At 42.4% G+C, this 15052-nt stretch carries 10 protein-coding genes; 5 read left to right on the top strand and 5 right to left on the bottom strand.

The genetic code is table 11. The features are described from left to right. Nucleotides 1–159: 159 nt before the first annotated feature. From H8B21_RS03550 to H8B21_RS03535, 4 genes are all read left to right on the top strand, one after another. Nucleotides 160–3411 (top strand): SusC/RagA family TonB-linked outer membrane protein, encoded by a 3252-nt coding sequence (locus H8B21_RS03550; protein WP_223814810.1) that lies wholly within the window; start codon nucleotides 160–162, stop codon nucleotides 3409–3411. A 4-nt stretch (nucleotides 3412–3415) separates the two neighbouring features. After that, complete coding sequence (locus H8B21_RS03545; protein WP_190312390.1) at nucleotides 3416–5107, top strand: RagB/SusD family nutrient uptake outer membrane protein; 1692 nt, start codon at nucleotides 3416–3418, stop codon at nucleotides 5105–5107. Nucleotides 5108–5250: 143 nt separating this feature from the next. Next, nucleotides 5251–7149, top strand: coding sequence for an alpha-L-fucosidase (locus H8B21_RS03540; protein WP_190312389.1), 1899 nt, complete (start codon nucleotides 5251–5253; stop codon nucleotides 7147–7149). Nucleotides 7150–7265: 116 nt separating this feature from the next. Continuing rightward, the gene (locus H8B21_RS03535; RefSeq protein WP_190312388.1) at nucleotides 7266–8744 is read left to right on the top strand and encodes a hypothetical protein; all 1479 of its coding nucleotides are present in this window, start codon (nucleotides 7266–7268) and stop codon (nucleotides 8742–8744) included. A 72-nt stretch (nucleotides 8745–8816) separates the two neighbouring features. On the opposite strand, the gene H8B21_RS03530 is transcribed toward H8B21_RS03535, so the two are convergent. Genes H8B21_RS03530 through H8B21_RS03510 form a run of 5 tightly spaced genes read right to left on the bottom strand, consistent with a single transcriptional unit; the run spans nucleotide 8817 to nucleotide 14105 of the window. Further along, nucleotides 8817–9770, bottom strand: a complete 954-nt coding sequence (locus tag H8B21_RS03530) for a D-2-hydroxyacid dehydrogenase (protein ID WP_190312387.1) — start codon at nucleotides 9768–9770, stop codon at nucleotides 8817–8819. Between the two features lie 11 nt (nucleotides 9771–9781). Beyond that, complete coding sequence (locus tag H8B21_RS03525) at nucleotides 9782–11251, bottom strand: glycine--tRNA ligase (RefSeq protein WP_190312386.1); 1470 nt, start codon at nucleotides 11249–11251, stop codon at nucleotides 9782–9784. A 24-nt stretch (nucleotides 11252–11275) separates the two neighbouring features. Next, nucleotides 11276–11743, bottom strand: coding sequence for a thioredoxin-dependent thiol peroxidase (gene bcp / locus H8B21_RS03520; protein ID WP_190312385.1), 468 nt, complete (start codon nucleotides 11741–11743; stop codon nucleotides 11276–11278). Nucleotides 11744–11749: 6 nt separating this feature from the next. Then, complete coding sequence (locus tag H8B21_RS03515; RefSeq protein WP_190312384.1) at nucleotides 11750–13483, bottom strand: M23 family metallopeptidase; 1734 nt, start codon at nucleotides 13481–13483, stop codon at nucleotides 11750–11752. A gap of 10 nt (nucleotides 13484–13493) precedes the next feature. Beyond that, nucleotides 13494–14105 carry a fumarylacetoacetate hydrolase family protein gene (locus H8B21_RS03510; RefSeq protein WP_190312383.1) on the bottom strand — a complete coding sequence of 204 codons (612 nt, stop codon included), beginning with the start codon at nucleotides 14103–14105 and terminating at the stop codon, nucleotides 13494–13496. Nucleotides 14106–14345: 240 nt separating this feature from the next. Between H8B21_RS03510 and H8B21_RS03505 the strand changes: the two genes are divergently transcribed. Then, nucleotides 14346–14984 (top strand): DUF6266 family protein, encoded by a 639-nt coding sequence (locus tag H8B21_RS03505; RefSeq protein ID WP_190312382.1) that lies wholly within the window; start codon nucleotides 14346–14348, stop codon nucleotides 14982–14984. Nucleotides 14985–15052 lie beyond the last annotated feature (68 nt).

Genomic DNA, 15052 nt, shown 5'->3' with positions numbered 1-15052 from the left:
TGCATTTTGAAGGTAGGTGGTAAGTTATTTTTTCATAAAATCATCTCGAATATCGATATCTATGATAAAATCGTTTATACGATAGGTAATTTTATTAAATAAGAAATGACCGGAGGTATATATGTTTGTAGTGTTATACTAAATTTAAACCTTATTACAATGGAGCAAACTTACAACCAAAAGAAGTTTCTGTTTCGAAGGAAATTGTTAAACAAGGCGCTTACTTACACCTTGTTATCTTTTGTTTTATTCGGCGAGCCACAGATCGTTTATGCTGGCGGTGCTGTCATTCACTATCAGAATGTACAACAAACACTGATCGGGCATGTTGTGGATATTGAAGGAAATCCACTTGTCGGTGCTACTGTAAGTGTATTAGATTCGGACGTTGCAACAGTTACGGATACGGAAGGCCGGTTTCAGATTGCGGTCAGTGCCGGCTCGATCCTCGAGGTACGCTTGGTCGGATTTAAACAGTTTACCTCTTCTATCCGTTCACAGGAAACGATCAAAGTAGTACTCGAACCCGAAAACAACTCGCTAGATGAGGTGGTTGTTGTAGGGTATGGTACGAATCGGAAAGCTAATCTCACCGGTGCGGTGTCTTCCGTTAGTTCGGAAGCGCTCGAAGGGCGTTCAATAACAAATTTGGGACAAGGGTTACAGGGGGCAGTACCAAACCTAAACGTGACCACAGGCGACGGTAGACCAGGTTCTGGTTCTTCTTTCAATATCCGGGGATACAACTCATTGAATGGGGGATCGCCATTGGTACTTGTGGATGGTGTGCAAATCGACCCGAACCAAATTAATCCGGATGACGTAGCCAGTGTCACCGTATTAAAAGATGCTGCTTCAGCAGCCATATACGGTGGACGGGCAGCATACGGCGTTATTTTAATAACGACCAAAAGCGGTAAATATGAATCACCCACTCGCGTATCTTACTCATTAAACCAATCATTTGCCAGACCGACGGTTTTACCAGACCTCGTCAATTCCTTGGATTACGTAACGATGTACCGCGAGGCGGATCAAAATGGTCGTCTGTCGGGCGGTGCGACGGGTTCGGATGTATTCACCGATTTGGATATCGAAAAAATCAAAAGCTATTTGGCTAACCCTACACCGGAAAATGCGGTTTATATCGATCCGAACGACCCTTCTCGATACCGGTATGTGGGGAATACAAACTGGATGAGAGAAATGTTTCCGGGATCGCAGCCGATGAGTCAACATGACCTGTCTTTATCGGGAGGAAGCGAGAAGATTTCGTATTATTCTTCGTTAGGGGCTTTTACACAAAAAGGACTCTTCAAAGCTGCTGATCAAAAATTCAATCGATATAACGGAAATTTGGGGATCAACGTAAAACCTACCGAATGGCTGGAGCTTTCGGGAAAAATGCGGTTTAATCGAAAAGAGGATGACAGGCCAGGGACTACGTCCAGATACGATATCCTAGGTGATAGGATATCGGATGATATCCGTCCGATTATGCCTATCCGCCATCCAGATGGCAATTATTCGGGACAAGGTAGCTTCACAAACCCATTTGCGCTTATTGAAAACAATGGAAGAAACCGGTTCAAGTCCGATGATATCTGGTTAACAGGAGGATTTACGCTGAACCCCCTTAAAAATTTTCAGATCGTGGGTGATTTGACTTGGAACTCTTACCATTATAACAGAAAATCGAATACGAAATCCTTTTATGAGTATGGTGCGGTTCCAGCCGGAGGTGATATCACCGATCCAACGCAAGCAGCATTACTAGGCCTCTATCCGCATAATAACCCGGCCTTTGTACAAGAAGAAAATAGTCATGACATCTATTCGGCAATAAACGTGTATGCGCAATACGAAAATACGTTTGATAAGCACTATTTAAAGGTAATGGGAGGGTATAACCAAGAGTACAAGAAGAACGAATCTTTCAACCTTCAGGTCAAAAACTTGCTAAATCAAGATTATCCTTTTGTGAACCTGAACAACGACGAGAAGCCTTTAGTGGGGTCAACTATCGGGGATTGGGCACTTATCGGCCAATTTTTCCGTGTGAATTATACATTTGATAACAAATATTTGATCGAGGTTAACGGGCGTTATGATGGATCTTCCCGCTTCGCAGCAGAGAACCGGTATGTATTCAGCCCTTCTGTATCTGCCGGTTGGCGACTTTCTGACGAATCTTTTATGGACTTTGCTAAACCGTTGTTCAACGACATTAAATTGAGAGGTTCATATGGACAGCTGCCTAATCAGATGTTGGATAATTCCGACGTTGCGATGGTGATAAATTATTATCCTTACGTTGCGACGATGCCTTATGGGACGACGGATTATATTTTTGGAGATGCGCAGCAGACCTATATCACAGCACCTGGGTTAGTAAGTTCAAATTTCTCTTGGGAGAAAGTGTCGACAAGAAACTTCGGATTAGATTTTACTATGCTGGACAATCGCCTGACAGGAGCATTTGACATCTACCGCCGTGATACCAAAGGAATGATCGTACGAGGGTTGGCGTTACCTGCTATTTTAGGCACGGGAGCACCCAACCGTAATGCGGCTGATCTGAAAACCAATGGTTGGGAGTTTGAACTTTCCTGGAGAGATCAGTTGGAAAGTGGCTTTCGTTACTTCGCTAGCTTTAATCTGAGCGATAATAAAGCCGAGATAACGAAGTACGATTTAAATCCTACTGGCAGCTTGGACGATCACTATGTGGGTAAAAGAATCGGTGAGATTTGGGGTTATACTTCCGATGGATTGTATGCAACCGACGAAGAGGCGGCGCAGTTGAATAAGAGCCGCATTTGGGGAGGAAAATGGTTGGCAGGTGATGTACGTTATGCTGACTTAAACAATGACGGAGCTGTCAACAATGGACTAAATACGTTGGATGATCCTGGCGATCTACGCATCATTGGAAATAATGAACCGAGATACAACTATGGTTTGCGCTTGGGAGGAGAGTATAAAAATTTCGATTTGACAATTTTTATGCAAGGGGTAGGTAAGCGTGATATCATGTTGGGCGGTACTTATTTCTGGGGCTTTACCAGTGAATGGTCTGTGCCTACAACGGCGTCGCTGGATTACTGGACAGAGGAAAATCCCAATGCTTACTTCCCACGCCAGCGGTTTGGTGGTGGCGGAAACTTCCAAACGCAGACTCAATATTTGCAGGACGCCTCGTATTTACGGGTAAAGCAACTGACATTAGGCTATACGTTGCCGTCTAAGATTTTGCAGAAAGCTAAGCTTTCAAAAGTACGCTTTTACTTAACTTCCGAAAATCCGTTTGTATGGACGAAAATGTTTGAAAGCTACGACCCGGAAAAGACAGATCGCATGGCTTACCCGATTCAAAAAATATTCGCTTTTGGTCTTCAATTAAATCTCTAATCTCATGAAATTTCATAAATTAATAGTATATATAGCATTAGCTACTTTTAGCCTCCAAGGCTGTAAGAACGATGGATTTCTCGACCGTTTTCCGCAGGATCAATTTAGCGATCCGACCTATTTTCAATCTGAAAATGATTTAAAGCTGTATGCGAATAAATTTTACGACGACTTGCCGGTCGCAGCCAGTTTCGATGCAGATAATAACTCGGACAACATGGTGCCCCGGACTCAAGATGCCCTGCTAGGCGGGACACTCTCGGTACCGAGTACTGGAGGAGGTTGGGCAGCAGAAGACTGGTTGTTAATCCGCGAATGTAATTACTTTTTAGAGCGTTACCAAAGAGCGCAAATAGCAAATGCCGATATGTATGCTGCAGAAGTACGCTTTTTCAGAGGTCTTTTTTATTGGCAGAAAGTGGCCCGCTTTGGTGATGTGCCATTGGTTCTTAAAGATCTGGATGATTCTTCAGAGGAACTTTTTGGTGCGCGTGTGAGTCGAAACGTTGTGATGGATCAGGTGTTGGATGATTTACAGTTCGCTGTCACTAATCTGCCAGAGAAGGGAGCGGCAGAAGGTGGAAGGTTGCATAAAGATGCTGCGAGAGCATTGCTGTCTCGTATCGGACTTTGGGAAGGTACTTATCGCAAATACCACCAATTGGGTGACGAGCAAGCACCTTTACAGGCGTCACTAACTGCATCTGAGGAGTTGATGGAGTCGGGAAGATATAGTCTGTATTCGACCGGAAACCCGAGCGAAGACTATTATAATTTATTTATCCAGCAGAATCTCGATGGAAATCCGGAAAATATCCTACACCGGTCGTATGTATTGGGTGTAAACACACAAGGCTACACCAGAACGGCAACAGAAAATAATACCGGTGTGAGCAAAGCGTTTGTGGAGCAATACCTTTTTAGGGACGGAAAGCCTATTGCCACGACAACATACGATTATGACGATTCTCGACCGGACACGGAGGCGCTAAATAGAGATCTTCGCTATATACAGACAATAGCTACTCCAGACTTTGTTTGGAGAAGAGGGGAGGGTGTCCCAACACCGTTAAAAACAGGTTTACCTGCGATCGGGACCGCACGTACAACGACAGGGTATTGGTTGATAAAGGGGCGCTCAAGTGACTTGGCTCAATTTAACGCAAATCAATCGGATATCGACGCCTTTATTTTCCGCTTCGGGGAAGTATTGCTGAATTATGCAGAAGCTAAATATGAATTACAAGGCAATCTCTCACAGCAGGATATGGAAAATAGCATAAATCTTTTGCGCGCACGCGTTAATATGCCTCCTTTAATGGTTAATGTAGCAGTTGACCCGGATGGTTTCGATTACGGTTATCAACTCTCTGCTCTTTTAAGGGAAATCCGACGCGAACGGCAAATCGAACTTATTGGGGAAGGCTTGAGATTTTTTGATATCCTGAGGTGGAGAGCCGGAAAACTCATTGAGAATCGGAAAACAATAAAGGGAATGAAGTTAACTGCAGCATTGCGAAACGAATATCGACAAAGTGGTAATGATGTGTCTTCAGTAATTACTGACAATCAGGATTATGTCATTATTTACAATAATATAGCAGATGCGCGCAGCTGGAATGATAAATATTATCACTATCCTATACCTATCGATCAGATTAATCTTGCCGGATATTCTCAGAATAAAGACTGGTAGCCAATCTATTGTATGTATGTTTTAAAAAAACCTTATTTTCGATTATTACATCTTATATTAAGATAATGTTATTAGGAGCCAGCTGTTCACGGGCAACAAAAAATGTGGACTTATGACAGTTTGGTTCCATTAAATTTATTTCGATGAAAAAATCAAGATTACTCTTACTATCTTTTATTTTGCCGGTAACAGCATGTATGCAAGAGGTAGCTGAACCAGAGCCTTACGGGGCTTTACCGACGGAACGCCAATTGCGTTGGCATGAAATGGAGATGTATTCTTTAATTCATTATACGCCAACAACCTTTCAGAATAAAGAGTGGGGGTTTGGCGATGCTGATCCCCAGATCTTCAACCCGCAGCATTTTGATGCGCAGCAGATTGCAGCAGCAGCTGCCTCGGCTGGTTTTAAAGGGTTGATTTCTGTAGCTAAACACCACGATGGCTTTTGTCTATGGCCTACGGAAACGACAAATTACAGCATAGCTGCATCACCTTGGAAAGACGGAAAGGGGGACATGGTGAAGGAGTTTATGCAAGCCACCCACGACCAAGGGATGAAGTTTGGCGTATACCTGTCTGCTTGGGATAGAAACGACACCCGTTACGGCTCTCCGGCCTATGCGGAAGCTTATCGCGAGCAGCTGATGGAATTGATGACCCAATATGGTGAATTATTTACATCATGGCATGATGGAGCAAACGGTGGCGATGGCTATTATGGAGGTAAAAAAGAGAAGCGTATCATCGATCGTACGACATACTACGAATGGCATGAGAAAACCTGGCCTATTGTGCGAGAAAAGCAACCGATGGCGATGATCTTTTCAGATGTAGGACCAGACATGCGCTGGGTTGGCAACGAAAAAGGTTTCGCAGCTGAAACAAGTTGGGCCACCTATACGCCAAGAGGAATCGATGGAGGTCCCGCGTTGCCAGGGGCTTCGGACTACAGTGAGTCCGAGACAGGCACACGCAATGGCGAACACTGGATTCCGGCAGAATGTGATGTGCCCCATCGACCGGGTTGGTTCTACCATCCTGATCAAGATGACCGGGTGAAAACACCGGATGAACTGTTTGAGATATATCTAAAGTCGGTGGGACGCGGTGCTAATATGAACTTGGGACTAGCGCCGATGCCGGCCGGTTATTTGCATGCTAACGATGTGAAATCGTTAGGGGCATTTGGTCGGAAAGTAGAAAAAACCTTCGAAACGAATCTTGCAGAAGGGGCACAGGTCAAAGCTTCCAATGTACGGGGCAATTCCAACAAGTTTGGAACAAAATGGATACTGGACAATGACCGCTATACTTATTACGCTTCAGACGACGATGTATTAGAGCCGGAGCTAGAGATTATATTAACCTCGGAACAAGAGTTTGATATCATTCGCCTACGTGAAAATATCAAGTTGGGACAGCGATTGGACAGCGTGTCCATATCCATCTCCCAAGATAATGAATGGGTGCCTCTGGTATCGGCAACGAGTATCGGTGCCAATCGACTTATCTATTTAGATAAATCGGTAAAGGCTACGAAGCTAAAGATTAAGTTATATGCGCCGGTAGCACCGACATTGAGTGATTTCGGCTTGTTCAAAGAGTTTAAGGAGCCGTTCACATTTGGTGAAGATGTCAAAGACGGACAGATGGCACTAGCCGCAAATGACTTTACCATACGAACTGGAAATGGCCTTCCGAAGAGCACGGACAATAATTCTGCAACATTCGAGACACTCACTGAAATTGAAGATGGCGTTGTCTTTGAATTGAAAAAAACAGTTTCAGCAATAGGCTATTTGCCACGTCAAGACGGACAAAAAGAAGGTATTGCGTTGAAGTATGAGATTGCGACTAGTGCTGACGGTAAAAACTGGAAAACTATTAAGACCGGAGAATTTTCAAATATTCAGGCAAATCCGATCGAGCAGATCATTGCAGTGGATACACCGATTCAAGATAAATATATACGGTTTGTTCCAGTAGAAACCGTGGGTAAAATATTCTCTGTCGCATCGTTTACGCTGCTTGGGAAATAGCGTAAGATAAGAGCGAATGATATCGCAAGCATAAGAAAATCAGCTGTTTGTTTGGTTTTCTTATGCTCGTTCATTATATTTGGTTATCAATTAAATTATAACTTGATAACTGAACTATGATGAAAAGACCAATCCATTCGGTTTGGTATAGTTTTTCCATCTTGTTTATCATGCTTAACATGGCTTCCTGCAAGAAAAATGCGGCAGAACCAGATGATGGGCAAGAAAGCTATACCATAGGGTTCAAATTCCAGGAATTTGAACACCTTATTTCCCCTTTGGGAACAAAAGTACAAATGGCGGGAGATGCTAAGAAACGCTCTGCTACCTATAATACGAATCAAGACACCTACGAAGGCTATATTTATTATTGGTCTTTCAACGCAGAAACCTTGATGCCAGATAGCTATCCAAGTACACATTGGAGTATTACCTACAACCAAGGGCTGATTCCCGATGAATATGCAGTAGGTTGGAGTTATGAAAGTTATGTTGCCGGAGTTGCTTTGTCATTAAAAGGCTTGAACGAATTAATTTTCAAAATGCCATTGACGAAAGTACTCGAGGTTCATGAATTGGCGTTCGATGTAAGTTCTTCGGGAACAGGGCCAAAAGATTTCTCTCTTTTGTTTTCTCAAGATGGAGAAAGCTATACGGTGCTGAAAGATAATAATCAGTTTACGAATACAAATACGCCACAAGCAAGAAATTCATTTGCTTTTTCATTGGATGAACTATCGCTGGACTTTTCGGAGGATTTATATATCAAATTGATTCCCAAAGCGGGCCATCGTGGAAATGCAGGTGATTACAACGATGTTACCGGTCTTATGCGTATTGATAATTTCCGGTTATCTGGAATTGCGGAGGAAGTCGCCGATGCGAGTGTACGCCGGATACATTATCATATTTTTGATGCGATAACAAAGAACCTTGTTCTCTCGGGAGCGGATCATTTCCGAGAAGGAACGTTATCTGATTTTCAGCTAACATTGCCCACTGGAGACTACATTGCCTCCTTTGTGACAAATGTATCTAACGCAGAGCTAAACATTCCGGAAACCGGGAATGCAAACGTATATTTTATTGCCAATACATTTTCCAATTATAAAGCAAAGATTTTTGGTGTTTTAGATACATTTTCCGTCAATGGGGATATGCAAAAGGAGATAGAGCTAAGCCGATATTATAGTGAGGTTCGGTTTGCATTTACAGATGCCGGAGATTTGTCGCATGTAGCCAAGCTTGTTGTCAAACAAGAGCATGACCCCCAGTTTTATGCACCTTTTCAGTCAGCGATGGATAACCCGGTAGAAGACATGTCCGAGATCATTATTCTTCCCGAATTTAATGAAGACGATCGAGAAATATTTTTCAATCAATTTATGGGGAATATAACGGTTGCCGCACCATTAATGTATAGGGTAGAAGCTTACGATGTATCAGATGAATTGATAACAACATTCCAGGTAGAAAGCGAAATCCATAACAATATGCAACTGCTCTTTCGTGGTAAGTTATTGGATTCGCCTAATGGAGGGTTTATTGTCCGCCTAAACGAAAATTGGGGCGGCGAAAAACAAGTTGATTTTTAATTAAATAAGTAATTTTTATAAGATAGGTTATAATTTAATTTGATATTAGAGGGTGTTTAAGCACCCTCTTTTTTATATTACATTTACCGGATTACCTTGCAAAAATGCCTTAACATTTTCTACCACAGTATCCATCAGACGAAGTCTGGCTTCTTTCGTCGCCCAGCCTATATGTGGGGTAATGATACAGTTTTTTGCTCGGAAAAGCGGATGATCAGCCGGTGGTGGTTCTGTTGCTAGTACGTCTAATCCTGCACCGCTTATGCTTTCGTTATTTAGTGCATCAGCAAGGTCTTGGGCATTAACCAATCCTCCCCTTGACGTATTGATAAGCTTGGCAGAGGATTTCATGAGTGACAAAGACTCGGTGTTAATGATGTTTTCGGTTTCGGGAGTCAAAGGACAGTGTAAACTAATCACATCTGCCTGTGCAAAGAGTTCTTCTCGAGCAACCCATTGAAAGTTTTTTCGACTAGATTGATCGGTTTGTGTACGGCTGGATGCTAAAATGGGCATACCAAAAGCAGCACCTACATCAGCTACTTTCTGTCCGATACTTCCGAATCCTATAATCCCGAGTGTTTTTCCGGATAGTTCAGTTAAAGGGTAATCCCAAAAACAGAAATCCGGGCTTGCAGACCATTTGCCTTCCATCACAGCATCACTGTGCCGTTGCGTACGATAACATAGTTCTAGAAGGAGGGAAAATGTCAATTGGACAACGGAGGCGGTGCTGTATCCCGGAACATTGGTTACGGTGATATTCCGTTCTTTGGCACACGCCATATCGATAATATTATATCCCGTAGCGGTAACACCAATATATTTTAGCTTCGGTAAAGCGTTGATTACCTTAGCCGACAACGGTACTTTGTTGGTGAGCAGCATGTCAGCGTCTGCAGCACGTTCGACAATCTCGTTTTCTGACGTACGCTCATGGACGACAAGATCGCCCAATGCTTCTAAAGCATCCCAGCTTAGATCGCCGGGATTAAGTGTGTAACCATCTAAAACTACGATTTTCATGCTCTCCTCCTCTATACCAGTTGTTCCAACAGGTTGTTCCAGCTAACGAGTTCACCAATGATGCGGCGAAGATCAGTTGCTGGAACACGTTCTTGCTCCATGCTGTCGCGATGGCGAATCGTGACTGTATCGTCCTCCAACGTTTGGTAGTCTACCGTAATACAGAACGGCGTGCCGATAGCATCTTGTCGGCGATAACGTTTTCCGATAGCGTCTTTTTCGTCATATTGGATATTGAAGTCCAATTTCAACTTAGCCATAATCTCCCGAGCTTTATCCGGTAGTCCGTCTTTTTTGGTAAGCGGTAATACTGCAGCTTTAACCGGAGCAATAGCAGGGTGGAACTTCAAGACCACACGCGAATCTTTCTTCTCTTCCGTTGATAGGTCTTCTTCTACCAAGGAATTAGCCAATACCGTTAAAAATAAACGGTCCAAACCGATAGAGGTTTCAACCACATATGGTACATAGTTTTGATTGATCTCCGGGTCGAAATACTGCATTTTCTTTTTGGAATATTCCTGATGCTGTTTCAAATCGAAGTCTGTACGGGAATGTATTCCTTCGACTTCTTTAAACCCAAATGGAAATTGGTATTCGATATCCACGGCTGCATTAGCATAATGGGCTGGTTTCACATGATCGTGATAACGATATTTTGTGGAATCTGCTCCTAAAGCTAAATGCCATTTCAAACGTGTTGCTTTCCATTTTTCGTACCATTCCATTTCCGTTCCGGGACGGATGAAAAATTGCAGTTCCATTTGTTCAAACTCACGCATACGCATGATAAACTGACGGGCAATAACCTCGTTTCGGAAAGCTTTACCGATTTGTGCTATCCCGAAAGGGATCTTCATACGACCTGTCTTTTGTACGTTCAAAAAGTTAACAAAGATACCTTGGGCAGTCTCTGGACGGAGATATACCTTTTCCGCTTCCTCCGCCATGGCCCCCATCTGCGTAGCAAACATAAGGTTGAACTGGCGTACTTCTGTCCAGTTCTTTGTTCCCGAAACCGGACATACGATATTATGCTCTTCGATGATTGCTTTTAAGCGTACTAAATCATCAGCCGTAATAGCTTCATCAAGGTCTTTTTGAAGCTGCGCTGCTTTATCCGTTTTGCCGTCTTTTTCATAACGGTCTATTTTATCCTCTATAAGTTGATCTGCACGGTAACGTTTCTTGGAATCCTTGTTGTCTATCATCGGATCGTTAAACCCATCGACATGGCCAGACGCCTTCCAAGTTGTAGGGTGCATGAAAATTGCCGCATCAATACCGACAATATTTTCATTTAATTGCACCATAGATTTCCACCAATAGGTCTTTAGGTTGTTTTTCAATTCCGAACCCATTTGACCATAGTCGTACACGGCACTTAGACCGTCGTAAATTTCACTTGAAGGAAATACAAACCCGTATTCCTTAGCATGTGATATAATATTCTTGAAAAAGTCGTCTGTTTGCTTACTCATAATCGCAAATATAGCTAAAAGAACTTAATCCTTGCTCACTAAATCCCGAATCTGCTGTGAAGCATTTTTATTATCTACCTTCTTGATGATATGCTGGATAATACCTTGTTCGTCAATCACAAAAGTAGTACGTGCTGTTCCCATATATTTCCGTCCATACATATTTTTCTCTACCCATACACCGTAGTCATTTACGATTTTTTGATCTTCGTCTGCTAGCAAATTGAAAGGTAAGTCGAACTTGCTGATAAACTTTTGGTGCGATTGTTCGCTGTCAATGCTAACGCCTATCACTTCAAACCCATCTTTAACTAGTGACTGATAATTATCTCGGAAATTACAAGCTTCGGTGGTACAGCCGGGCGTATTGTCTTTGGGGTAGAAATAAAGGATAACCTTCTTGCCCTTGAAATCGGACAAGTTAATGGTTTCTCCAGATTGGTTCGTTGCAGTGATTGCCGGCGCTTTATCGCCTATTTGTAGTGTTGCCATGGTATTTTATCTAATAAATTTCGCTTCGTAAACCTGTTCGTTGTCTTTCCAGTCTATTACAACCAATTTAAAGATATGTTGTCCTTTGGAAAGGGAAGAATCAAATGTATGCCATAAATGTCGATTTTTCGGATCATATTCCATCAATACCCACTTTCCGTCAATATATCCATTAAAGGACTGTATGCCCGAAAAGTTGTCCCGAATGGTAAAATCTATTTTTGTCTGTGCACTTACATTTTTTCCGTTGCTCAAGTTGCGAGGTGTGATTGTAGGCGCTACTGTGTCTACAGCTACGTAGAAACTCCCAAGATTCCGCGTGTTGACTGTTACCCATCCATCCTCAAACTTACCGCCTTCCGAACCATTTTCGACAGAGGCCAGAAGTGCCTTGCTTTCCAAATGAGCGGGTAGGTTACTGGGCCTGACACGCAAATTATATGTGCTAAATAACGGCGTCAAGTTGTTATGTACACGATGGATCAAAGAGTATCCTCCGACAGGTTGAGGAGCGGTATTGTATGTAAAGTCTAAATCACCATATAGGACACCTTTTGGCATATTTATCTGGATATCGTTGTTTTCAAACATATTCTCCGCATTGTATTTGAATAGTTGAACACCATGACGTTTTTGTTGTGCACCCTGTGTAGTAGCGCCATTTTGTATCTTAAAGTTCAGTTCACTACAATTCCCTGCAACATCTTTCACGACATACTTTGCATCGTATATTTTATCATCGGGAAGTGTTATTACACCTTCGTTTTTTAGGACTTTGAATATCTCAATAGGATTTCCTGGATCTTTGAAGCTCTTTTGAACTTTAGCCTTAGTTCTTCGCCAATGCGGATAATCAATATAAGCATGTATGCCGCGGGAAGTATTGAAGTCAAGCTCTTCGAACACGACAGTGGAAACAGCTTTTCCATCGATGAAAAGCTCAATAGAATAAACACCATTCTGAAAACCTCCAGCACGGTGTCTATCAATGCTGTTAATGCCCAATCCGAATCTTCCGTTTACTTTAATGGGTGTGTTTTGCGCTAAAGTATACACACCGTTTCGGACCGCCTTTACTTGCATAGCACGTCGTGGTGTATGTTCATTGAACAAATCATCGTTTAGATCGTAAACCATGATGTTGTTGATTGTAGGAAGAAAACGATCGTTGAAACGTAACCCGAACAATTGTGGGTTAAGCGGGTGCTGTGTTTTGGTATCGCGAATTTCAAAATGCAGGTGAGGTCCACCGGATGCTCCCGTATTACCGGCGTTACCTATATATTGTCCTTTTGTCAGTTTTACCACACCAGGGTCTACAATGACATCTACATCAAACAGCTGTTGTTTGTATTGTTCGGTTCGGATAATATTCGTCAGCGCATCGTTGAATTTATCCATGTGCAAATAAACCGTTGTGTATCCATTCGGGTGGTCAATATAAACGGAATTTCCACCGCCACCAATCTGTACACGGACACGGGAGACATGACCTTCCGCTGCTGCATGTAGAGGCAGGCCAATACGTTGCTGTGTGCGGTAGTCATCGCCGGCATGGAAGTGTGTAGCGCGGAGTTCACCGAAGGTGCCGGACGCGTCCATCGCTATATTGAGTGGATTACGGAAATATCCTTGGGGATATTCGCGCGAAGTAATGATGTCTTTATGTTGTGCCTGTGCTGGAATGCTGCTTACGGCAAGCCCCAGGCATACGTATAATAATCTGTATTTTTTTTTCATATTGGAATGTCTACTTTATCTGGCAACTGAATACGGGGTTCTCCTGTATAAACCCTTCAAATTTGTCACCTATCGCAATAGGCCCAACACCCACTGGGGTTCCGGTATAGATAAGGTCTCCTTTGCGTAATGTAATATATTTTGAAATGAATACGATCAAGCTATCGATATCGAAAATCATATCTTTTGTGTTTCCCGATTGTACGGTTTCACCATTTTTCTTTAAAGAGAAAGCGATGTTTTTAAGGTCTGGGAAGTTTTCTTTTGGAAAAAGCGGACTGATGACAGCAGAGTGGTCAAATGATTTTGCCAACTCCCATGGCAGACCTTTTTCTTTATGAATGGATTGGATATCACGTGCAGTGAAATCAATGCCTAAACCTACTGCATCAACGTATTTATGCGCAAACTTAGGCGATACATGCTTTCCCTCGTTACAGATACGAAATACTACTTCGACTTCGTAGTGCACGTCCTGAGAAAACTCAGGATAATAAAAATCTTTATTGTCTTTTAGTAATGCGGTATCCGGTTTCATAAAGATCACCGGGTCGTCGGGAACAGGGTTATTTAACTCTTTAGCGTGATCGATATAATTTCTACCTATGGCAATAATCTTCATATGTATTACTATTGTGCTCATAACAAAGATAAATAAAATGTTATAGGAGACAAGCTAACTTCTAGTTATCTGCTTATCTATTTATAGGGGTTTAACAGGGGGTTAGTAGGGGTATAATAGGGTATTAGTGGAGATAAAGTCCCTATTAATACCCTATAATTTCCCTATAAAATTGCACTTAAGGGATAATCTGTGTATATTGAGATACCTATTAAATGATAACGAATTAAACGAAAGATTATGGCTATACAGAAAGACGGGCCAAACGGAGCTTATATCGGAAAAGTAGGAAGTGTTTATGGCTATGTACTCAATGGTCAGAACATTATCCGGGGAAAGCGGAAACCATCTACAAAGAAACCTACACCTGCTATGCTTCTAAACCGGGCGAAAATGAAGGTCGCCAGTGATTTTGCTACCATGTTAGTCCCCTGTTTTCGTTACGGATATCGAGAGCTAGCTCCCAAAGGTAGTCGGGTAGGAGCCGTACAGTTGGCCCAATCACATATTTTCAAAGAATGTTTGGAGATTGACGGAAAAGGTAAACCGTATGTCAATCCGGAAAAAGTACGTGTGTTTCGCGGTAGCTTGAATCCTCCAAAAGACTGTTCCGTTTGGCAGGAAGATGATAGTTTACATTTTAAATGGAGCTATGAACCCACACGGGGTAGTCAAACATACAGAATTAATATTGTAATTTACGACATTGATCATGAGTGCCGATTCCATGTTGCAGAGGAGGATGTACATAAAGAGGAGTACAGTATGTTATGTACGTTATCCGCATATAAGAAAGGACCACTACATGTGTATATGGGGGTTGTTGATGTGTATACGGAGGAGTTGTCGGACTCCGTTTATGTTGGGTTCGTTGAATAGAACAGCAATTTTCCCTAAAAGAAACAAGCCTTTCTCTATACCGAAAAAGGCTTGTTAAATAGATACGG

The organism is Sphingobacterium chuzhouense, assembly GCF_014692525.1.
Classification (GTDB): Bacteria; Bacteroidota; Bacteroidia; order Sphingobacteriales; family Sphingobacteriaceae; genus Sphingobacterium; species Sphingobacterium chuzhouense.
The sequence above is the reverse complement of the archived record's forward strand: the minus strand, read 5'-3'. Positions and strand labels throughout refer to the sequence as shown.

Coding starts and splice junctions, on each gene's coding strand:
- H8B21_RS03530 (WP_190312387.1), bottom strand. CDS start 9,770: ATGAAAATCGTAGTTTTAGATGGTTACACACTTAATCCCGGCGATCTA.
- H8B21_RS03515 (WP_190312384.1), bottom strand. CDS start 13,483: ATGAAAAAAAAATACAGATTATTATACGTATGCCTGGGGCTTGCCGTA.
- H8B21_RS03525 (WP_190312386.1), bottom strand. CDS start 11,251: ATGAGTAAGCAAACAGACGACTTTTTCAAGAATATTATATCACATGCT.
- H8B21_RS03545 (WP_190312390.1), top strand. CDS start 3,416: ATGAAATTTCATAAATTAATAGTATATATAGCATTAGCTACTTTTAGC.
- H8B21_RS03510 (WP_190312383.1), bottom strand. CDS start 14,105: ATGAAGATTATTGCCATAGGTAGAAATTATATCGATCACGCTAAAGAG.
- bcp (WP_190312385.1), bottom strand. CDS start 11,743: ATGGCAACACTACAAATAGGCGATAAAGCGCCGGCAATCACTGCAACG.
- H8B21_RS03535 (WP_190312388.1), top strand. CDS start 7,266: ATGATGAAAAGACCAATCCATTCGGTTTGGTATAGTTTTTCCATCTTG.
- H8B21_RS03540 (WP_190312389.1), top strand. CDS start 5,251: ATGAAAAAATCAAGATTACTCTTACTATCTTTTATTTTGCCGGTAACA.
- H8B21_RS03505 (WP_190312382.1), top strand. CDS start 14,346: ATGGCTATACAGAAAGACGGGCCAAACGGAGCTTATATCGGAAAAGTA.
- H8B21_RS03550 (WP_223814810.1), top strand. CDS start 160: ATGGAGCAAACTTACAACCAAAAGAAGTTTCTGTTTCGAAGGAAATTG.